Source organism: Butyrivibrio sp. NC2002 (assembly GCF_000702265.1).
In the GTDB taxonomy this organism is placed as follows: Bacteria; Bacillota; Clostridia; order Lachnospirales; family Lachnospiraceae; genus Butyrivibrio.
Window position 1 is genome coordinate 298301 of the sequence record NZ_KL370881.1, and the last position, 17986, is coordinate 316286.

20 protein-coding genes are annotated in these 17986 nt (G+C 39.3%); 18 read left to right on the forward strand and 2 right to left on the reverse strand.

From position 1 onward, the window contains the following. Nucleotides 1–56 precede the first annotated feature (56 nt). The 9 genes from T543_RS12240 to T543_RS12280 all read left to right on the forward strand — a co-directional run bounded on the left by T543_RS12240 (nt 57) and on the right by T543_RS12280 (nt 9546). Nucleotides 57–452 (forward strand): BlaI/MecI/CopY family transcriptional regulator, encoded by a 396-nt coding sequence (locus T543_RS12240; RefSeq protein WP_035768901.1) that lies wholly within the window; start codon nt 57–59, stop codon nt 450–452. A gap of 24 nt (nt 453–476) precedes the next feature. Next, nucleotides 477–1727 carry a M56 family metallopeptidase gene (locus T543_RS12245; protein WP_081830065.1) on the forward strand — a complete coding sequence of 417 codons (1251 nt, stop codon included), beginning with the start codon at nt 477–479 and terminating at the stop codon, nt 1725–1727. Nucleotides 1728–1827: 100 nt separating this feature from the next. Further along, entirely contained in the window at nt 1828–2667 is an 840-nt protein-coding gene (locus T543_RS12250; protein ID WP_035768912.1) for a hypothetical protein, read from the forward strand. Between the two features lie 50 nt (nt 2668–2717). Beyond that, entirely contained in the window at nt 2718–3380 is a 663-nt protein-coding gene (locus T543_RS12255) for a hypothetical protein (RefSeq protein WP_035768914.1), read from the forward strand. Between the two features lie 266 nt (nt 3381–3646). Then, a complete protein-coding gene (locus tag T543_RS12260) occupies nt 3647–4414 on the forward strand; it encodes a LytR/AlgR family response regulator transcription factor (protein WP_051638762.1) in 768 nt (255 codons plus the stop codon). A gap of 17 nt (nt 4415–4431) precedes the next feature. Further along, nucleotides 4432–5835 (forward strand): sensor histidine kinase, encoded by a 1404-nt coding sequence (locus T543_RS15400; RefSeq protein ID WP_051638763.1) that lies wholly within the window; start codon nt 4432–4434, stop codon nt 5833–5835. A gap of 184 nt (nt 5836–6019) precedes the next feature. After that, nucleotides 6020–6991, forward strand: a complete 972-nt coding sequence (locus T543_RS12270; RefSeq protein WP_051638764.1) for a hypothetical protein — start codon at nt 6020–6022, stop codon at nt 6989–6991. 459 nt (nt 6992–7450) lie between these two features. Continuing rightward, nucleotides 7451–8335 carry a DUF6033 family protein gene (locus T543_RS12275; RefSeq protein ID WP_044931934.1) on the forward strand — a complete coding sequence of 295 codons (885 nt, stop codon included), beginning with the start codon at nt 7451–7453 and terminating at the stop codon, nt 8333–8335. 104 nt (nt 8336–8439) lie between these two features. Continuing rightward, nucleotides 8440–9546 (forward strand): hypothetical protein, encoded by a 1107-nt coding sequence (locus T543_RS12280; RefSeq protein WP_035768916.1) that lies wholly within the window; start codon nt 8440–8442, stop codon nt 9544–9546. A 115-nt stretch (nt 9547–9661) separates the two neighbouring features. On the opposite strand, the gene T543_RS12285 is transcribed toward T543_RS12280, so the two are convergent. Further along, nucleotides 9662–10549, reverse strand: coding sequence for a LysR family transcriptional regulator (locus T543_RS12285; RefSeq protein WP_035768918.1), 888 nt, complete (start codon nt 10547–10549; stop codon nt 9662–9664). Nucleotides 10550–10657: 108 nt separating this feature from the next. Between T543_RS12285 and T543_RS15405 the strand changes: the two genes are divergently transcribed. From T543_RS15405 to T543_RS12330, 8 genes are all read left to right on the forward strand, one after another. After that, nucleotides 10658–11416, forward strand: a complete 759-nt coding sequence (locus tag T543_RS15405; RefSeq protein ID WP_051638765.1) for an ORF6N domain-containing protein — start codon at nt 10658–10660, stop codon at nt 11414–11416. A 105-nt stretch (nt 11417–11521) separates the two neighbouring features. Beyond that, on the forward strand, nt 11522–12307 hold the full coding sequence (locus tag T543_RS12300; RefSeq protein ID WP_035768920.1) for an ADP-ribosylglycohydrolase family protein: 786 nt from the start codon (nt 11522–11524) through the stop codon (nt 12305–12307). A 295-nt stretch (nt 12308–12602) separates the two neighbouring features. Then, complete coding sequence (locus T543_RS12305) at nt 12603–13067, forward strand: hypothetical protein (protein WP_035768922.1); 465 nt, start codon at nt 12603–12605, stop codon at nt 13065–13067. A 131-nt stretch (nt 13068–13198) separates the two neighbouring features. Beyond that, entirely contained in the window at nt 13199–13393 is a 195-nt protein-coding gene (locus tag T543_RS15410) for a hypothetical protein (RefSeq protein ID WP_197023968.1), read from the forward strand. Then, complete coding sequence (locus T543_RS12315) at nt 13362–14459, forward strand: aldo/keto reductase (RefSeq protein ID WP_035768924.1); 1098 nt, start codon at nt 13362–13364, stop codon at nt 14457–14459. The genes T543_RS15410 and T543_RS12315 overlap by 32 nt, the downstream gene beginning before the upstream one ends. A 36-nt stretch (nt 14460–14495) precedes the next feature. Continuing rightward, a complete protein-coding gene (locus T543_RS15690; protein ID WP_081830066.1) occupies nt 14496–14840 on the forward strand; it encodes a DUF134 domain-containing protein in 345 nt (114 codons plus the stop codon). Continuing rightward, nucleotides 14830–15399, forward strand: a complete 570-nt coding sequence (locus T543_RS12325; RefSeq protein ID WP_242839514.1) for a chromate transporter — start codon at nt 14830–14832, stop codon at nt 15397–15399. The genes T543_RS15690 and T543_RS12325 overlap by 11 nt, the downstream gene beginning before the upstream one ends. Further along, nucleotides 15396–15956, forward strand: coding sequence for a chromate transporter (locus T543_RS12330; protein ID WP_035768928.1), 561 nt, complete (start codon nt 15396–15398; stop codon nt 15954–15956). The genes T543_RS12325 and T543_RS12330 overlap by 4 nt, the downstream gene beginning before the upstream one ends. A 340-nt stretch (nt 15957–16296) precedes the next feature. Here the strand turns inward: T543_RS12330 and T543_RS12335 are convergent, their stop codons facing one another. Beyond that, nucleotides 16297–16533: a hypothetical protein gene (locus tag T543_RS12335; RefSeq protein ID WP_155843267.1), complete on the reverse strand. Its 237-nt coding sequence runs from the start codon at nt 16531–16533 to the stop codon at nt 16297–16299. A gap of 780 nt (nt 16534–17313) precedes the next feature. Here T543_RS12335 and T543_RS12345 point away from each other — a divergent pair. Beyond that, entirely contained in the window at nt 17314–17931 is a 618-nt protein-coding gene (locus tag T543_RS12345; protein WP_035768933.1) for a hypothetical protein, read from the forward strand. Nucleotides 17932–17986 lie beyond the last annotated feature (55 nt).

The window sequence follows — 17986 nt, forward strand, 5'->3', positions numbered from 1 at the left end:
TATGTTATTATGAAAAGGTAACATATCGGATTATGTGGCATTTTGAGGAGGTTTTCATGAAAAGAGAAGAAATGCTTCCTAGTGAGAGTGAATGGCTGATAATGGAGACACTTTGGGATGCTGGAAGAGACCTTACTTCTGTAGAGATATGTGAGAGACTTCCCGGACAGGACAAAATGTCGCAGCGAATGGTGAGAGTTCTTATCAACAGGCTGTGCAAGAAGAATCTTATTTCATATACAGTAGATGAAAAAGATAGCAGAGTTTATCATTATCTTCCCATAAAGACAAAGGAAGAATGCAGACGTGAAAAGAGCATAGATTTTGCCAATAATTATTTTGGAGGAAATAAACTAGGTGCGGCTTTTGCTTTTCTGGAGGCAGAGTCACTTACTGAAGATCAGATAAAGGAACTTGAAAACATTATAAAGAATGCAAAGAAGAATAAGTAGCTCACGGATGAGCAGAGGTATGTTATGCAAGGACTGCAGCAATTCTTTACAAATTTATCACAGTTTTTTGAATTTTTGGTCGTTTATTATTCGATCATTTTAGGTTTCTGTGCGCTTATATCAGTACTGGTTTTGGGGATCATTATGTTCCTTAGAAAGACTGTCTTAGCAGATAGAGTATTTGCGAAGGCTGCTTCTTGGGGACTATTGATCCTTTGTTTATTTTGCGGAAAACTTAAGCTTATTTTCGAAACCAAAGCCGGGTGGTATACATTGGGCAGATGGAATCTGCTATGTGCACACAGGATCGTTTCAATTATCTATATAGTTGGAATATTCATATTTGCGACATATTTTATATACAGAAGAAGGCGACTAAATAAATTTGTGAAGGGGCTGGATAAAGCCACGACCTGCGGCTTTGATAATGAAATTAGAAAATATCCGGGTACTATTTCCCCTTTCTGCATAGGTTGTATCCATCCTATAATAGTTATTCCGGAAAAGCTTGACGTGCAGAATGCTCTTATAGTTATAAAGCATGAAGAAACTCACATTAAACTGGGACAGCTTTGGATAATTGCCGGATATGATATGGTGCGGTGTCTTTTGTGGCCTAATGTTTTTCTTCATATTGCTGCAAAGTACATAAAAAGGGATCTTGAAGATGTTTGTGATGCTGTGACTATGCAAATGAATGGGATTGATCCTTTTGATTATGGTGAATCACTTCTGGCAAATGCCAGGGAAATCATGTTGTCCCGAAAAAACATGAAGTGCGAAGAAGGGTTCCTTTTTGCATGGGATGATAATTATAAGGCGTTAAATAAAAGGATTCACAGGATACTTGAGAGGAATGGCTATAACAGAAAAGTGGTTTTAGCCGGTGGTGTCCTTTTCATAATGGCACTTATAGCTTCAATCCTTGGAATAAAATGCTTTTCGTACAAGCGTAATAACCCGTTGGATATAAGTGGCATTTACAGCATGACAAAGATGGATACGGTTGTGCAAGATACAGAAGAAAAGGTAGTTACAGGGTACGATGGGGATTACATATATATTGATGGAGAAGCTTTAAAGGAAGCATATCCTGATGCTGAGATAGAAGAACAGCCTCTATTTGTATTTGTCGGGGGATATTATAAAATACCCGGAGTTGGCGGTGGAGGAGGCTGGGGAGAATTTTCGGCATCTGACGTTAAGGACGGAGTGTTCAGAATAGAGAACCATGATGATATAGACGTATGGAACTGGATGATAATGTGGTTATGAAAAATTATTATGCGTAGCGAAGCAAGGATGCTAGTCGCACTTAGCGAACTTGTGAGCTTGGTAAGACTGTATGCGGAACGAAGTGGAGAAGGCGATAACTATGTATGGATATGAACTACAGATCAGAGGAAATACAGAGTATTACTCAAAGCGTTTATATGACCTTAATGGTAACCATGTAGGGACTATCTCTATGTCCAGGCCAAGGAAAACGAGTAACAGCTCTAAAAAGAAGAGACCTGTTATGTATAGCTTCAAGCAGGTTTCAGCACAGGTATTAAGTGCCAAGACTTCCGCAAAAGCTGCTCAGGTTTCAATCGGGATCAGGATGAAAATCGGGAACCTTCAGAAGAAGCTGAAAACCGGAGAATACGATGATGAAGAGATTCTGAGGGCAATCCTGCATGCGGAAATGGTTCAACGTGCCTGTGAGAAGAAAAAGAAGAACCTGAAAATGGAAGAAACTGCTGAGCAGAACATGGACGAAGAATTGCCTTCTGAGCAGGAAAATCCTTTAGAAAAAGTTCAGTCGGATGAGGAAATAAGGGAACTTGAACAGGAAGAGTTCGAAGCTCTTATGGAAAAGCTGGAAATGTCTGCTGAGGAGATGTATGAAGAGGCTGAGGAAACGGCTCAGCTAGATCAGGAGCTAGATGAGATGGCTGAGGCACTTTCAGGAGCCATGGAGCCACAGGATCTTGAACAGCTAAAGGCTAAACACAGATCTGATGAAGCAAGGGATATCATGAAGGCTGACTTAAAATATCTAAAGGCAATGTTTCAAAGACTTCAGGCAGAAAAAGAAAACCTGGGAAAATCTTCAGTTTCATCAGGTTTTGATAATGGTGTATCACTATCACTTGGCGGAGATGAGATGCCCGTGATGGTACAGGACTCTGGAATGACAGAAGTAGGTGGCATGGTTGATGCAGAAATATAGCTTTTTTATAACTAGATGATTAACAGATGTTAATAAAGGAGGTATTTGTTATGAGTACAGGATTAGTAGGAAACATTCAGAGTACTGATTATTCAGTCATGAACACAGAAAACTATAGTTCTGAAAACGGAAAGAAAACTGACAGTGTTCAGGAAGTAGCAAGCGAGAATAAAGAATCTGCGGCAGTTTACGAGAAGACGACTGAAAAGGATGCAGGGTTATATAGCATAAATAAGAAGTCACCTGCAGACAGAGCAGCAATAGTTCAGCAGATGAAACAGGCTGAAGAGGATCAGAGAAACAAGCTTCTGGAAATTGTCAGGAAAACATTGGAAGGTCAGGTTTCAGCTTTTGGAAAGGCAACAGATGACAGCTTTTGGAAAAGACTATCCGGTGGCAATTTCAAGGTAGATGCACAGGCTAAAGCTCAGGCACAAAAGGATATTTCTGAAGATGGATATTATGGTGTAAAGCAGACTTCTCAGAGACTTTTTGACTTTGCATCAGCTCTTGCAGGCGATGATGTAGAGAAAATGAAAAAGATGCAGAAGGCTATGGAAAAGGGATTCAATCTGGCTACAGGTGCATGGGGGAGAGAACTTCCATCCATATGCAATGAAACATTGAAGGCAGCAAACAAGCTTTTTGATGATTATTATAAGTCGAAGGAAGAGGAGACTGCAGCTACTACAGCAAATGCTACTGAGCAATAATCTATGGGAGGATCTGCATATGGGATAAGAAGGAGTAATGTCCACTCATGACATAAAACTGACCATTCATAACATTGACCTATAGAGAGTGCCGGCATAATGTTATGATTAAAATATAGTTGGAATACAAAAAGCTTACATGAAAAATCATGCTAAGCTTTTTGTTATGTTTATAGAGATAACTTAGTAGTTAGCGGCGTTATGATTGTTAGTTTTGAATGATATGGATGTAATTGCCAACAAAACAGAAAGTGGGTTCACATCTTATGGGAAAAATGTGTTTTGCAATCTGTGATGATGAAAAAGAAATAAGAGAACTACTACATGGATGGCTTTCCGGAAGTGTGTATAACGCAGAAATAAAGGAGTATTCATCAGCTGAAGGCCTCATAAAGGACATAGATTCAGGATCCAAAATAGATGTGCTTTTTCTTGATATAGCTATGGGTGGTACTGATGGAATTGAGGCAGCCAAAGCTCTGGGGGAAAGAATAGAAGAAAGTGGTCGAAGTATCAGGGCTTCAAGACCACTTATCATATTTGTCACAGGTATTCCAGACAGAATGGGAGATGCTTTTGGTGTAAGGGCATATGGTTATCTTCTTAAACCAATATCTAAGGCCGCATTTGAGTCTGAACTTCGAAGAGCAGTGGAAGAACTGAAAAAAATGGATGCCCAGATGATATGTGAAGCTACATATGAAGAGGATGCAGGGGAACAGTACACAACAATCCAGACAGGTGGAATAACAATACAGATAGCCATCAAGGATATTTTATATGTAGAAAGTAATGGCCGGAAAACTACTGTACATCTCAAAGGCAAAAACTATGAAGTGTATAAAAGAATGTCAGAATTTGAAGATGAACTAGGAAAAGAGTTCTTCAGAATACATAGAGGATATCTTGTGAATTTGAACCATATCAGAGGGTACACAAGGACAGAAGCCATTATGGACAGCGGAGATTCTATTATTATTTCCAAATATAAATATGCAGATTTTGTTAAAGCATATATGGATCATATTTTGTGACGAGGTACTTGGTGTATATGTCAGAAGTGAAAATTAGGATAATAGAAGAATTTTATGGAGTATCAATAATACTGATACGAGGCATATTTTTGTATTATTTCATTCGCCTGTTTATAAAAAAAGAGGTTTTGAACAGGGTAAAAAGGATTGTGTTATCAGCAGTAATTACGATAGAAGCATTATGTCTGTATTCTCTTCCCTTCCCTGTAAAAGGGCTATTTACCATAATAAGTGTTCTGACAATCATTGCCATATTCTATTTTTATGACAAAAAGGCAATGCCACATATGCTTTTTGTGTTTTTTCTCTGGCAGAACATATATTATGTCTGGCATTTGATCAATACAGCAGCTTCTAATTCAGTAACAGACAAAGTCATAGGAAGTATAGACTATTCGCTGGAGGGAGCGATAGAAGAACTGTGGCTCAGGATGTTTTTGCTGATGATGGCTCAAGTATTATTTATGACTGTTATGGTGGAGGTAGAATTTTTATTAATAAAAAGGATTTGTCCAGAACAGTATGATATGACCTGGACGGAAGCAGTCTATCTTTCAATCTACTCTGCGGTATCTTATTTTATCTCATACATGATCGTAGATGTCATGGTCGTTCCGCTACAAAAGGAAGTATTTGTTTTGCTGGACGAAAAGAGAAGCCTAAGATACACCCTGCCAATTCTTGCAGTGCTTATATTTATAGGTGAATTATCAGCCATAGCAACCTGGCAGCGGTATAGGCGATTAAAGGAAGAAGATCTTTTGCTTCAGGAACAGGTGCAGGAGCAGGAGTTTCTGAGAAAAAAGATAGAAATTACTGAAAAGCATCATGATCAGATCAGGACTCTGCGTCATGATATGGCAGGGAAACTGATGATTTTAAAGAGTTTTATCGAGAATAACCGCTATCAGGATGCAAGTGATTTTTTAAGTGAAATGGATATAGAGCTGAATGCCAGTGGGGTGAAATATTCTACAGGTAATCCGGTCACTGATGTTGTAATAAATGAAGCTGCAACTCAGGCAGAAAAGCAGGGATGTACCTTTGAGTGTGAGTTCTCTTACCCTGAGGATAAGAGTATCAGTGCTATGAATATGGCTATTGTACTCAATAACCTTTTAGATAATGCATTGGAAGCGGTGGCATTGGTATCGGAAAAAGAACGATTTATTAAGCTATACGGGACTTCAAAAGATAACTTTTATCTGATAAAAGCAGAAAATTCCTATGATGGAACTGTTATACGGGACAAAGATAGCTCGATAGTTAGCAGGAAAAAGGAAAAAACAGATACCGGGCAGCATGGTATTGGGCTAAAAAGTGTAAATAACATTGCAGAAAAATATCTTGGCGGAGTCAAAGTTGAGACTGAAAATAATATTTTTATCGTTACGGTAATGCTGCAGTCAAAAGAAAAATGACTATTCATTACATTAAACTGTCCGTTCGTTACAATCCTATTTAATTGCCTCATTTCATGGACGATACTTGAAATAGCAAAGGAAAAACTACATAGATTAAAGCTACGGAAAGCGCTTTGGTTCGAGGGATCTAATATGAACTAAGGCGCTTTTTGTGTCTCGGAAGTATCTGGAGGAAATATATATGCGAATTGATCAGAGTGAAATAAACAGTGCAGCTTCAAGGTATTATGATAAACAGTACGGCCAAACTGGAAAAGGCAGCAATATGGGCTTTGTCGGTCTTGTTGATAAAACAACTGAGACGGAAACGACAACCTATGAAGTTAGTGGAACAATCAAAACATCAGATGGCAGAAGTATTGATGTTGATATGAACACCTCTATGGAAAGATGCAAAGTGTCAGAAGTTTTTGTTCCGATGGCATCCCCTTTAGATGCACTGTTTGATCCTCTTATAATAAATACCGGAGCTGACACAGCGGGCCTTAGTGATAGGAAGTTCCAATTTGATCTGGATGCAGATGGAAAAGAGGACGAGATTTCTACGCTTGGTGAAGGAAGCGGATTTCTGGCACTGGATAAAAATGGAGATGGCAAGATTAACGATGGAAATGAGCTTTTTGGAGTGAAAAGTGGTGATGGTTTCAAGGATCTTGCAGAATATGACATAGACGGAAATGGTTGGATCGATGAAAATGATGAGGTTTTTGATCAGCTCAAAGTGTGGTACAAGACTGAAAACGGCGATGAGTTAAAGAGTCTTAAGGATGCTGGTGTTGGAGCGATTTTCCTTGGAGCAGAAGAAACAGAATTCAGAATGGATGGTGCAGATCAGGTTCTTGACGGAAAGATCCGGAAAACAGGCATGTTCCTAAAAGAGAACGGGGGAGCAGGGACTATTCAGCATGTGGATATGGCTATAAAAGGACGCGAGGCTGAGCTATTATCGGATGAAGAAAAGCTAGACCAGTTGATGGAACAGATAAGAAATCAGAGTACTCAGAATCGACAGAGAAACAATAATAATACTAACGCGCAGAGGAGAGCACAAAGAGCTGCCAGACAAAAGAAGCAGCTTGAGGAATACTACAAGAAAAGGGATTATCAGAAACAATTGACTGAGGAAGCTATTGAGCGTCGGGAAATGCTGTGATGAAGAGACTTTTGGATATATGAGTGGTAATATTTATTGGGAGACTTTAAAAGACAAAAGTCATAAAGAATAAAGATGGGGAATTATTAAATGAAAAAGTTATTGTCTGCAATAACTATATTGAGTCTTAGTATAGGATTACTTGGTTGCGGAAAGAATCTCTCGCTATCAGCAAATACACTGGATTGGATGCCAGGTGGAAAAACAGATGATCTGTGATTCATAGGCTAGTATTACAGTAATATGGAAGACCTTCAGGATTTGTTTTCTAAATGCCTTTTTTCGTACAACAATAAGGGTACAAAGAACTTTATATTTTTTTAATATTTTAAGGGTACATTAAGGCAGTAGATAAGACGATAAAAAATATATAAGAAATGGATAAGTGTCTTACTATGCTTTTTTAGATATATATGAATGAAATGGATGTCGTCTTTTTTTACAAGGAGGTAGATCAGTATGACAGGAATTAATGGCATTTCTGCATATCAGCAGATAAATCAGAGTGTCTATAACGAGAAATCGGGAGTGTCTAAGACTCCTGATACAGGTAGGGCAGATCAGGCTGGTTCAGCAAAAAATTCTCAGCAGGCTAAAGTAGAAACAAAAGCGTGGAGTCCGATAGATACCACGAGTTCACTTGTGCCCAGAAAAACTGAATATGGGATGACTATTGGAGATGTGCAGCTTTCCGATAAGGCAAAGGACTACTATAATTCGCTGAAATCAAAATATCATAATATGGAGTTCATTGCTGTCAGCAAGGATATGAAAGCACAGGTCCAGCAGAACGCTGCCTCCTATGGCAATGCCAATAAAATGGTAGTCCTTATAGATGAAGAGAAGCTTGAGCGGATGGCAACGGATGAATCATATCGCAAAAAATATGAGGGAATCATTGCCATGGCACAGACAAAGATGTCAGAGGCTAAGATGGGGCTTGCCAGCAGCGGCGCAAGTGTTAAGAATTTTGGGATGAGTGTTGATTCTAATGGTAAGGAGAGTTTCTTTGCCACTGTAAATAAATCTTCAGATCTTCAGAAAAAGCGTACTGAAAAGAAAGCAGCAGAGAAGAAGGCTCAGAAACTTCAGGAGAAGAAGAAAGCGGAAAAGAAGGCGCAGGAGGAACGTATTCAAAAAGCCAGGGATAAAAAAGCTGAAAAGGAAGATACTGATAAAGATGATTCCAGGATTAAAGATGATGAGGAATATGTAACATTCGAAGCAGATTCCATGGATGAACTTCTCTCTAAGGTGCAGACATACTCATACAATAATGCATCCGGAAAAGTTATGACTCAGGCTGAGCAGATGGTAGGAACAAAGATAGATTTCAGAGGCTGATGTTTTATGCACACAGCCGCACAGTGGAAATTGCTGCTATGCAGCGTGCGGCTGGCGCAAGAGGAATCGTATAAATACGATTCCTACATGTTATGAGGTACGGCATGAATATATCATTTATTGCGAATAATCTATATAGCTCACAGTACATGAAGAATGCCCAGGGGAATCTCTATGCTCAGAAGACTGACGGAGCCATGAAGAATACAATCATGGGAAAGATGCCGGTAAATCCTTTTGTATCAAGCTTTGACAGAAGAACAGACAATGAGGTTAATGATCGAAAAGGATTATCACAGCAGATGCGGCAGATGATACGCTCACTGAAGCAGGATTCTCAGCAAGATCAGAATAATAAAAAAATAAATGATTTTCTTACATCATCCGGTTCCCCGGATGCAGCAGAGGAAGAGACAGCGCCTAAGCCGACCTATAATTATAAAGAGGTTGCATCCAAAATACAGAGTGCCAAGACATCAAACAGTGCCGGGCAGGCAGTGCTTGCAGCAAAAAGAGCTGTGACGCAGATAAAGAGAAAGATTTCTGCGGGGGATGGTGATCCTGAGGAACTACAGTTTGCTTTAACCCATGCAAAGCGCATGGAAATGGTGGCAAGAAAAAAGAAACATCATCTGGAACTGGAAGAGATGGTGGCCCGTGCGCAGAAACAGGATGAGCGCCTTGACGAACAGGAAGATGCTGTCCGGGGTATTCAGAGTGCCATAACGCAGGCAGAGGAAGAAAAGATCACTGAGAAGGAAGATGAAATCTTCGATGAACGTGAGACAATGCTTGAAGAGGCACTGGCTCAGATAGAAGAAAGTGGAGCTGCTGTTTCGGATGAAATGATGGCAGACCTGAACAAGATGATCTCTGAATTTGGCGAAGAAGAATTGGAAGAGTTGGAAGAAACCATGGAGATGCTTGAAGATATGGAAGTCGTAGATCCGCATATGAGCAAAGAGGATTTCGAGGATCTTAAGAGAAAGCACCGGGCTTCGGAAAACAAGGCTATAGTAAAAGCAAATATGGAATATCTTAAAGATATGATCAAGCATGAGCTTGGAAAAGCCGGAAGTATTCCCGGTATGGGAGGTGGGCAGTCAGCTTCTGCAGCGGTTGGAAGCCCGGCAGTGCAGGGGGTAACCGTATCAATGCCTGCAATGGCAGCTCCGGTTTTAGATGGAGTTTCGATTGATGTTTCAATCTGAAACGGTGCGGTCTGCTGGAGGCATTTAATGAGATTGCTTATCTCGAAAAATTAAGAAAAATGCAGAAGCAGCTAACTGAGAAAGCTATAAAGGAAAAATGCTCATTCACATAAAATTACAGAGGAAAGGCAACAGCTTCGACATATAGCTTCTGTAATACTTTTATAAAAGTATCAAGACTTTGACGCTTGTCTGCTTTATGAGTGCACAATACGCAAGAGAAAGTATCATCACAATCATAAGGAATCCATGCGAACTGGTCGCTGTGGTCATTAAGAAAACCGGGAGCAAGGCAGATTCCCTTACCGGAAGCAACATTAGTAAGTGTGGTGTCATGATCCGGACTGTTAAAATACGCAATCTGTCCTGACGAAATAAGCTTTTGCTGAACAGAGCGAAGGAGTGTTGGTGAGCCGCCACCTACCATAAGAGTGCGGCTGTATATATCTTCATCAGTAATAAGATTTTTAGATGCAAGAGGATCATTCTTATCACAAATTAAATAGATATGACTTTTAAACAGCTGGTGGACAGTAGTGCCTGCCAGCTGTTTTGTCTGCTCTTCAAGGGCAAATACAACATCGGATTCATTTTTGAGAAAGCTATCCATACTGTTTCCGTAATGGAAACGTGGCGTGATCTGAGTGCCTGGAGCTTCCTTTTCAAATTCCCTGATTGCTTCCGGGAGGAAGTAAATAGCCTGCCGTACTGACATGCTTATAGTGATGTTTTCTTTGTATTTCGCACTGAAGTTTTGACCTTGTTCAATGGCTCTTTTCAGTTCCTCGCGCATATTGGAAAGGTAGGTTACAAATTGTTGACCGGCCGGAGTAAGGGTAGCACCTTTCCCGTTTCTTACAAAGATTTCAAAACCAACTTCCTCTTCAAGCAGTTTTATCTGATATGAAAATGTAGGCTGGCTTACAAACATGTTCTCGGCGCCTCTGGAAAAGCTCTCTGTGCGGGCCAGTTCTATACAATAATCGATTTGCTTTGTTGTCATAGCTTACCTCTGATATTTAAAAATTAAATCAACTATTAAAGCTTTCTATTGGATATTGTAGAACTGACATGAGATAATGTAAACAACAAAGGACAAAAACAATTTGGAATGCTTGATAGTGACATTGCTGTATATTTTGGTGTCGAAACAGGTGCATTAAACAGGGCTAGGAAGCGTAATGTAAAGCGTTTCCCGGAAAGCTTTTGTTTTCAGCTTACGGATGAAGAGGTATCGAGATGCCAATCTGTCATCTCGATGCAGACCGAGGGCAAAAAAGGTGGTAGAACATATAACCCTTATGTGTATTCTGAACAGGGCGTGGCAATGCTTACTTCGGTACTACACACAGATGTTGCAATACAGGCTAGCATAGGAATAATTGAGGCATTTGTTGAAATGTCACATTATATAAGACAGAATCAACAGTTGCTGCCTTATGAAGATCTTAAGAGCCTGGAATTAAGACAACATCAATTGTCTGATAGGATGGAAAGCATTGAAAAGAACATGGTGACCAAATCAGAACTATCAGATCTTATGAAGCTCTTTGAGAGTGGAATTACTGATGATGAAATTCTTATTCTCAATGGCGAACCGTTTAAAGCGGATTTGGCGTATCAAAAGATTTATAAGAAAGCCAAAGGACAGGTTAAACCTTCTAAAGAAAAGGTCTTGGCGCTGGCCGTGGGGCTTCGTCTCAATATGGATGCGACTGTGGATCTCCTCAAGCTGGCAGGCTACGCTTTATCGCCTATATCCCAGACAGATGCTGTGGTAGAATATTTCATAGAACATGAGTACTACAATGTATTAAAAATAGATATTGTACTGTTTGATTACGGCTTAGATCCGCTTTCAAATGGATGATCACAAGGTCGCCTTCAGGTTGACCTTTTTTCTATGGCCAATTGGTATCATCTAATCATCAAATAACGAACGTGGCAACGGCAGAAAGGCAAGGAGGTAATAGCGATGGCAGTAAAAGGCGCAGTGCTTGGAGACATCCTTGGTTCTCAGTACGAATTTGACAGGCCACTGGATCTTGATTGGAAGAATGTGTTGCTTATTAGCGGCCTTCCAATGGGATTCACTGATGATACAGTTATGATGCTGGCTATTAAGAAGGCTTTTGTAGAAGGGCTAGACCTGACTGATACTATGGTCAGGATAGGCAGAAGGTATCCTAATTGCGGCTATGGTGGCAGGTTCTATAGCTGGATCAATGATGAAGATCATAGACCATACAATAGCTGGGGCAATGGCTCCGCTATGAGAGTTGCTTTTGTAGGCGAGCATTATGAAGATTATGATGAGATGCAGCGTATGGCTGAGACTACAGCAGTTGTGTCTCATGATCATCCTGAAGGAATCAAGGGAGCAGTAGTTACCGCTAGTTGTATCTGGATGGCGAGGCACGGCAAGACCAGGCAGGAGATCTATGATTACGTATTGGAGCAGTATCCGGTTAACAAGTATGAGTATAGTATCGGATATAGCCTTGATGAGATACGTCCTAGATATGTTTGGAATGAGAGTTGTCAGGGGTCTGTGCCGGCGGCTATGCGGTGTTTTTATGAAAGTTCAGACTATGAGTCTTTCATTCGGAATATCTATAGCCTGCAGTGCGACAGTGATACCTTTGGAGCTATCGCGGGTGGCGTGGCAGAGGAGTTCTATGGTGGATTTGGGGATGTGGATGCTGAGAGGATTTTGAAGGAATATCTTGATCATGATTTGATGGAGATTTTGTTAGCGTAGGTAGTTTTTCTGATATAATAAACTGATTGAGGTAAATCATTTAAAACTATAATAAATCTTTTTGATACGTAGATAGTGATTGTAATGGAATATATCCTAATAGCTCTTTTTGTTGGCATTGTACTGGCAGTAATATTTGTAGTGTTTATCAATAATAGAAAAAAAGAGGAGTTAAGTTCTGAAGAAGATAAAATGAGTTTGGCAGTGTCGGAAAAGTATTAAGATGTTTGTATAAATCAGTACGCAACTTACGATGATTGTTAAATTATAATATCTGGACAAATAAGGAATTTAAATGTCAAAAAAGAAACGTAACAAAAAAACTAAAAAACTAAGTCCATTTTGGATACTGACAATAATATGCGGCGTAACATCTATAATACTGTTTGCCCTCGCCTTTACAGACAACAGACTATTTAATACAAACGTCATACACTTTGGGATTTCAGTGCATTTTAGAGAACCTCAGCCTTTTCACTGCTATCTGTTTGACGCTTTCTATTTTCTTTTTTCGTGGGGAGCACTTATTTTCGTCATAAGAAATTTACATGAACTCTTGCAGCCAGTTGGAGCACTCTTAATATATATGATTCCAGTTGGAGCCCATGTCCTTATAAACACATACGGTCCATGGTATGCAGATAGTGCAACAGATGCAATTGTCATGTATGTGATTTTTGCCATATTGGTTGTCCCCGGAGTCGCAATTGTTGCCATACAGGACTTCATAAAAAGAAAGCGTATACGAAAAAAGCATTAGCCAAATACACTTTTTTCTTTACCGTAAGTCTTTGGAAAAAGGATAATTCCGGCTATTATGTGGAAGAGTTTGCTGAGATATTAAAATCAATTTTCTGTCTTCGCATTACTCATGGCGGATGGCCTGGTCATGTGATCAAGGATATACAGAATTGCTGTGCCGGTGCGAAATTTCTTCCTGACATGAAGATACAGTTTGATTCACAGGGTGGAGCAAATATGTTGACTTCGCAGGCAGACATCAATGCGTGGATCGAGCGTGTAAAAAAGGCGATATTATCCGGAGGGAAAGCATATGAGATACAGAACACATCCGAAAACAGGTGATAAAGTCAGTGAAATAGGTTTCGGCACAGCCTACTTTTACGAAGTGGGAATGAAAGAAGGAACCCGTATCCTGCGCCGGGCTTTTGAGAGAGGGATTAATTATTTTGATCTTGCCACAAGTGATATAGCGACTTTTGCTATCCTCCGTGAAGCATTGCATGATGTCCGAAAGGATATATTGCTGCAGGTACATTTTGGCGCAGATTATTCTCGTGATGCTTATGGCTGGACGCTTGATCTTGAAAAAGTAAAACGCTCCGTTGATGTACAGCTTCGCAAGCTTCAGACAGATTATATTGACTATGGCTTTATTCATTGTCAGGATGAGCTTTCCGATTGGGATATATATAAGAACAATGGAGTTTTGGGTTACCTTATGGAACTGAAAAAGTCAGGGGTCGTGCGGCATATCGGGCTTTCGTCCCATACTCCGGAGGTTATTCAAAAAATACTGGACGATGCAGATGTAGATATGCTGATGTTTTCCATCAATCCTGCATACGATTACCATGAAGGTGCCTATGCAATCGGAAGCGTTGATGAGCGCAGCGGGATTTACCGTCGCTGTGAAGCAGAGAATATTGGCATTACGGTGATGAAACCTTTTTCCGGCGGACAGTTGCTTAACGCACATAGTTCTCCGTTTGGAGTTGCCTTAACACCGTATCAGTGCATGAAGTACGCACTCGACAAGCCCGGTGTGTTATGTGTGCTGCCGGGAATCCGGAGTGTTTCGGAACTGGATATGCTGCTTGATTATGAAAATCAGAGTGAGAAAGCACTGGACTATTCCGTAATAGGAGATTTTGCACCACAGGATGCGAGCGGGAAATGCGTTTACTGTAATCATTGCAAGCCCTGTCCTGTGGGACTGGATATAGGTCTGATCAATAAGTATTACGATCTTGCAAAGGCTGGCGATGTCCTTGCTGTGGAGCATTATAAAACCTTAGAAAAGAATGCTGCTGATTGTATTGGGTGTGGTCACTGCGACAGTCGTTGCCCGTTTAAGGTAGAGCAGAGTGATCGGATGAAGGAAATCAGAGCGTATATGGAGAGCATATAAATCTGCTTTGCTGTGGCTTTTTAGAGCAGAACTACGGTGACAGCAATGTATGATAATGCTCGAAAGAAAATAGCGAAAGTGCTTGTGGAGGGGAGGAGTCTTATCATTTCAGGTGGTAATGTAAGCTTTGACATTTCAAAAGGCGAAAGCATCAATAATATAAGAAAAAAAGGAGACAATGAGATGAGAGTTGCACTCAGTGAAGCAGGCATCAAACTCTACGGAGGTGTATCCGGTAATGCAGATGAAGCAGTAAAAGCATTGATTGAAGAAAAACTTGATTATAACCCTGATGTAAAGTGTGATCATCATGGTGAAGGCCATAATTGTAGTGATCATCACGATGAAGATCATCACTGTGGAGGCCATTGTGCTCATTGATCTGTTTTTAACATTTGCAAAGATTGGGGTATTTACATTCGGTGGTGGGTATGCAATGATCTCACTTATCGAAAATGCCTGCGTGGATAATAAAAAATGGATAACTCATGATGAAATGATGAACATTACTGTGATAGCAGAATCCACGCCCGGTCCCATCGCAATCAACTGTGCAACTTATGTCGGATATAAAAAGGGAAAACTTTCCGGAGCGATTATAGCTACTCTTGGGATGATACTTCCGTCTTTTGCTATTATATATGCTGTCTCAAGATTTCTGAATGGTTTTCTTGAAATAACTTGGGTCTCAAATGCATTTCGCGGAATAAAAATCGCTGTTGGGATTCTTATTGTTGATGCTGCTATAAAAATGCTGAAGAAAATGAAGCAAAAACCTATGCAGATAAGCATATTTATATGTTCTATGCTTACGATGTTCCTTATAAACGTATTTGCTGTTAATATATCATCTATGATACTTATGCTTGCAGCTGCATTTATCGGTATCATTGCTTTTGTCATAAAAAATAATATGGAAAAGAGGCGGGAAGAGAAATGATATATATTGATCTGTTAATCGGATTTCTTGAGGTCGGCCTTTTTTCTTTCGGTGGAGCTTATGCGGCAATACCTTTGATCAGGGATGTTGTCATGGCTCACGGTTGGTTGGATGATGAAATGCTCGCATACATGATTGCTATCAGCGAAAGTACTCCCGGACCGATTATGGTAAATATGGCCACATATATCGGAAGTGAAAAGGGAGGATTACTTGGTGCGATAATTGCTACCACAGCGGTTGTATTACCTGCTTTTTTTATCATTTTGCTTATAATGGCAGCAATGAAGAAATATCTTCAAAACCGCTTAGTCAAGGCTGCTTTATCTGGGTTACAGCCATGTATTATAGGAATCATCTTGGCAACAGGTATATTTATGATTATAAAAAACTGCGGTTTTGTTTTCAGTGGCAGGCCTGATTTTCTTACGGCAGGACTTACTGGTGTTATCGCATTGATATATTTTGGTTCGAGAAAAATCATAAAAAAAGGATTAAGCCCCATCACGCTTATTTGCTTTTCGGCATTTGTGGGAGCAATGGCTTACATGCTATAGATGGAACATTAATGATGAATAGAATACCCAGGGTAGAGAAACAAATAGAAATGTGGTAATATACAAAAGGTTATGACCAAAAGTGTCATAAATATTGAAAAACACAGTAAAATCAATACTTTTAGAAGGAGATATATAGAAAATGAAACTAGGAATCGTTGTTCAGGTGCAGAAATATATAAGTTGATATATGTGCTATAAAACCTTATATAAGTTCATAAGTAGTGGTTTTATTATAAGTCCGATTTTCATATATCTGTTATAAGATTTTTTATAAACGGATAGATAAAGGGCGTAAACTGGGCGTAAAATGAAACTACTAAAGAGCGAGGTGCAACAATTATTCAGGTCTGTCGAGTGATTTTCCGACAGACTTTTTATTTTGTCTTCTTGGTGGAGTTGTTAAGGAACGCTCAAGTGACCAGCCGTGGGAAATCCGATATTCATAAAGCTTTCGGTCTATATTCCAATGATTACACATTGAAGTGATGCTGTAATATTTCTTACCAAGGTGGTCATAGCATTTCAAACCTCCGTTAGACTTGACAGGCTTTGTCAGAGCCTCCTCCTGTGTCATTTTATAAACATTTATCCTTCTTGTATACGTTTCTGGCCTTATATTCCAGAATCTGCACATTAGTTTGATGCTGGTGAATATATTACCCATGTGGTCAATACAGGGGTTGTTATGAATGATTTTCATGAAAAATACCTTTTATAAAGTTTATTTATGCTTAGGCATGTAAAAGTATTTTATCGAAGAATGATGTAGGTGCCAAGAAAAGGTGAACTTTTATGAGGAAAAACGTAATATATTTGTTCAAGATGATAGAGAAGTCTTTCAATAAGTGGTTTTTGCTCTCAGAAGTGATAAAAAATATTTGTACAAAAAATCCCAGAATTCACCTGGGATTTTTTTGTTGGATAAAAAAGATAATCTATATAAAAAAATTCTGGAATATGATTTGTGAGATAGGTGAGTGTTATCTCGTTTAGTTTATTGATTTATCAGCCAATATTGAAATAAATGCTACATTAAACAGTTAAATATTTTTTAGTTAATGAAAAAACTTTTATTGTCGATTTTTATGAGGTTTTAGATTTTTATATATTAATAGAGATACTTTATATTTATATGTTTTATCAGGAAAGCAGAGCATTGGAGAATAAGAGCAAGTGTTTAATCCAAAACTATCTGTTAATTGGAATATTCATTCTGAGGCTTAACAAAAGAAGGATTGGGTAAACAAACTATGGAAAATGCTTCCGTTTTTTGCGATATTAGACCGAAATATGGCTGTTATGAAAAATAATAGATGCTTATAAGTGTTTAACGAGAAGAGAGGTAATAGGGAATATGATAAGCTTTTTTAGTTACTTAAAGATTATAGACCGGGAAATAATGAGAGACAGCGAATTTGATGAAATATGCAGGTTAGCCATTCAGAGGCTTAAAAGTTTTGTGGAAAGTGGTGCCTGTGCGAGGGGGTATAATACCGCCTGGATATGTCAGAGATGGCAACTGTCGGTAAAAGAACTTAGGGAAGAATGGGAGAAACAGACTGGGGTAAATAAGAGCGAAGCTGCCTTTCGCAGTCAGATATGCTCTCTATCAAAGACTTTGTACAAGCTGTTCCCAGAGGAGGATTTTGGAGAAATCCTTTCAGGAGACATGGCTGAAGGCCAGGCACCAAGGATGATTAACACGCTGGATGCACTCGAATATGACAATATACCTTTTTGTACATTATTTTCGGAAGAGATAAACACAAAGGCGCTGAAGGGGGATTGGGAAGATTACAGTATAGAAGAGCTGCATGATGAAATTAGGGTACTTAAGGCATACAGGACGGTTATGGATAAGATAATGACACTTGATACTAACAAACTGTCTTATATAAAACGAGTAATAGATTCAAAGGTGGTTGATGAACAAAGAAAACCGGAGCTGTTAAAGGTATTAGGATTGTGTTGAAAGAGAATAGTACCCCCATTCCGTTTAGATATTTTACCTATCATCATTGGATGGT

What these genes read in the sequence shown, in the direction of transcription:
- T543_RS12240 (WP_035768901.1), top strand. Translation starts at nt 57, where the DNA reads ATGAAAAGAGAAGAAATGCTTCCTAGTGAGAGTGAATGGCTGATAATG.
- T543_RS12245 (WP_081830065.1), top strand. Translation starts at nt 477, where the DNA reads ATGCAAGGACTGCAGCAATTCTTTACAAATTTATCACAGTTTTTTGAA.
- T543_RS12250 (WP_035768912.1), top strand. Translation starts at nt 1,828, where the DNA reads ATGTATGGATATGAACTACAGATCAGAGGAAATACAGAGTATTACTCA.
- T543_RS12255 (WP_035768914.1), top strand. Translation starts at nt 2,718, where the DNA reads ATGAGTACAGGATTAGTAGGAAACATTCAGAGTACTGATTATTCAGTC.
- T543_RS12260 (WP_051638762.1), top strand. Translation starts at nt 3,647, where the DNA reads ATGGGAAAAATGTGTTTTGCAATCTGTGATGATGAAAAAGAAATAAGA.
- T543_RS15400 (WP_051638763.1), top strand. Translation starts at nt 4,432, where the DNA reads ATGTCAGAAGTGAAAATTAGGATAATAGAAGAATTTTATGGAGTATCA.
- T543_RS12270 (WP_051638764.1), top strand. Translation starts at nt 6,020, where the DNA reads ATGCGAATTGATCAGAGTGAAATAAACAGTGCAGCTTCAAGGTATTAT.
- T543_RS12275 (WP_044931934.1), top strand. Translation starts at nt 7,451, where the DNA reads ATGACAGGAATTAATGGCATTTCTGCATATCAGCAGATAAATCAGAGT.
- T543_RS12280 (WP_035768916.1), top strand. Translation starts at nt 8,440, where the DNA reads ATGAATATATCATTTATTGCGAATAATCTATATAGCTCACAGTACATG.
- T543_RS12285 (WP_035768918.1), bottom strand. Translation starts at nt 10,549, where the DNA reads ATGACAACAAAGCAAATCGATTATTGTATAGAACTGGCCCGCACAGAG.
- T543_RS15405 (WP_051638765.1), top strand. Translation starts at nt 10,658, where the DNA reads ATGCTTGATAGTGACATTGCTGTATATTTTGGTGTCGAAACAGGTGCA.
- T543_RS12300 (WP_035768920.1), top strand. Translation starts at nt 11,522, where the DNA reads ATGGCAGTAAAAGGCGCAGTGCTTGGAGACATCCTTGGTTCTCAGTAC.
- T543_RS12305 (WP_035768922.1), top strand. Translation starts at nt 12,603, where the DNA reads ATGTCAAAAAAGAAACGTAACAAAAAAACTAAAAAACTAAGTCCATTT.
- T543_RS12315 (WP_035768924.1), top strand. Translation starts at nt 13,362, where the DNA reads ATGAGATACAGAACACATCCGAAAACAGGTGATAAAGTCAGTGAAATA.
- T543_RS12330 (WP_035768928.1), top strand. Translation starts at nt 15,396, where the DNA reads ATGATATATATTGATCTGTTAATCGGATTTCTTGAGGTCGGCCTTTTT.
- T543_RS12335 (WP_155843267.1), bottom strand. Translation starts at nt 16,533, where the DNA reads ATGACACAGGAGGAGGCTCTGACAAAGCCTGTCAAGTCTAACGGAGGT.
- T543_RS12345 (WP_035768933.1), top strand. Translation starts at nt 17,314, where the DNA reads ATGATAAGCTTTTTTAGTTACTTAAAGATTATAGACCGGGAAATAATG.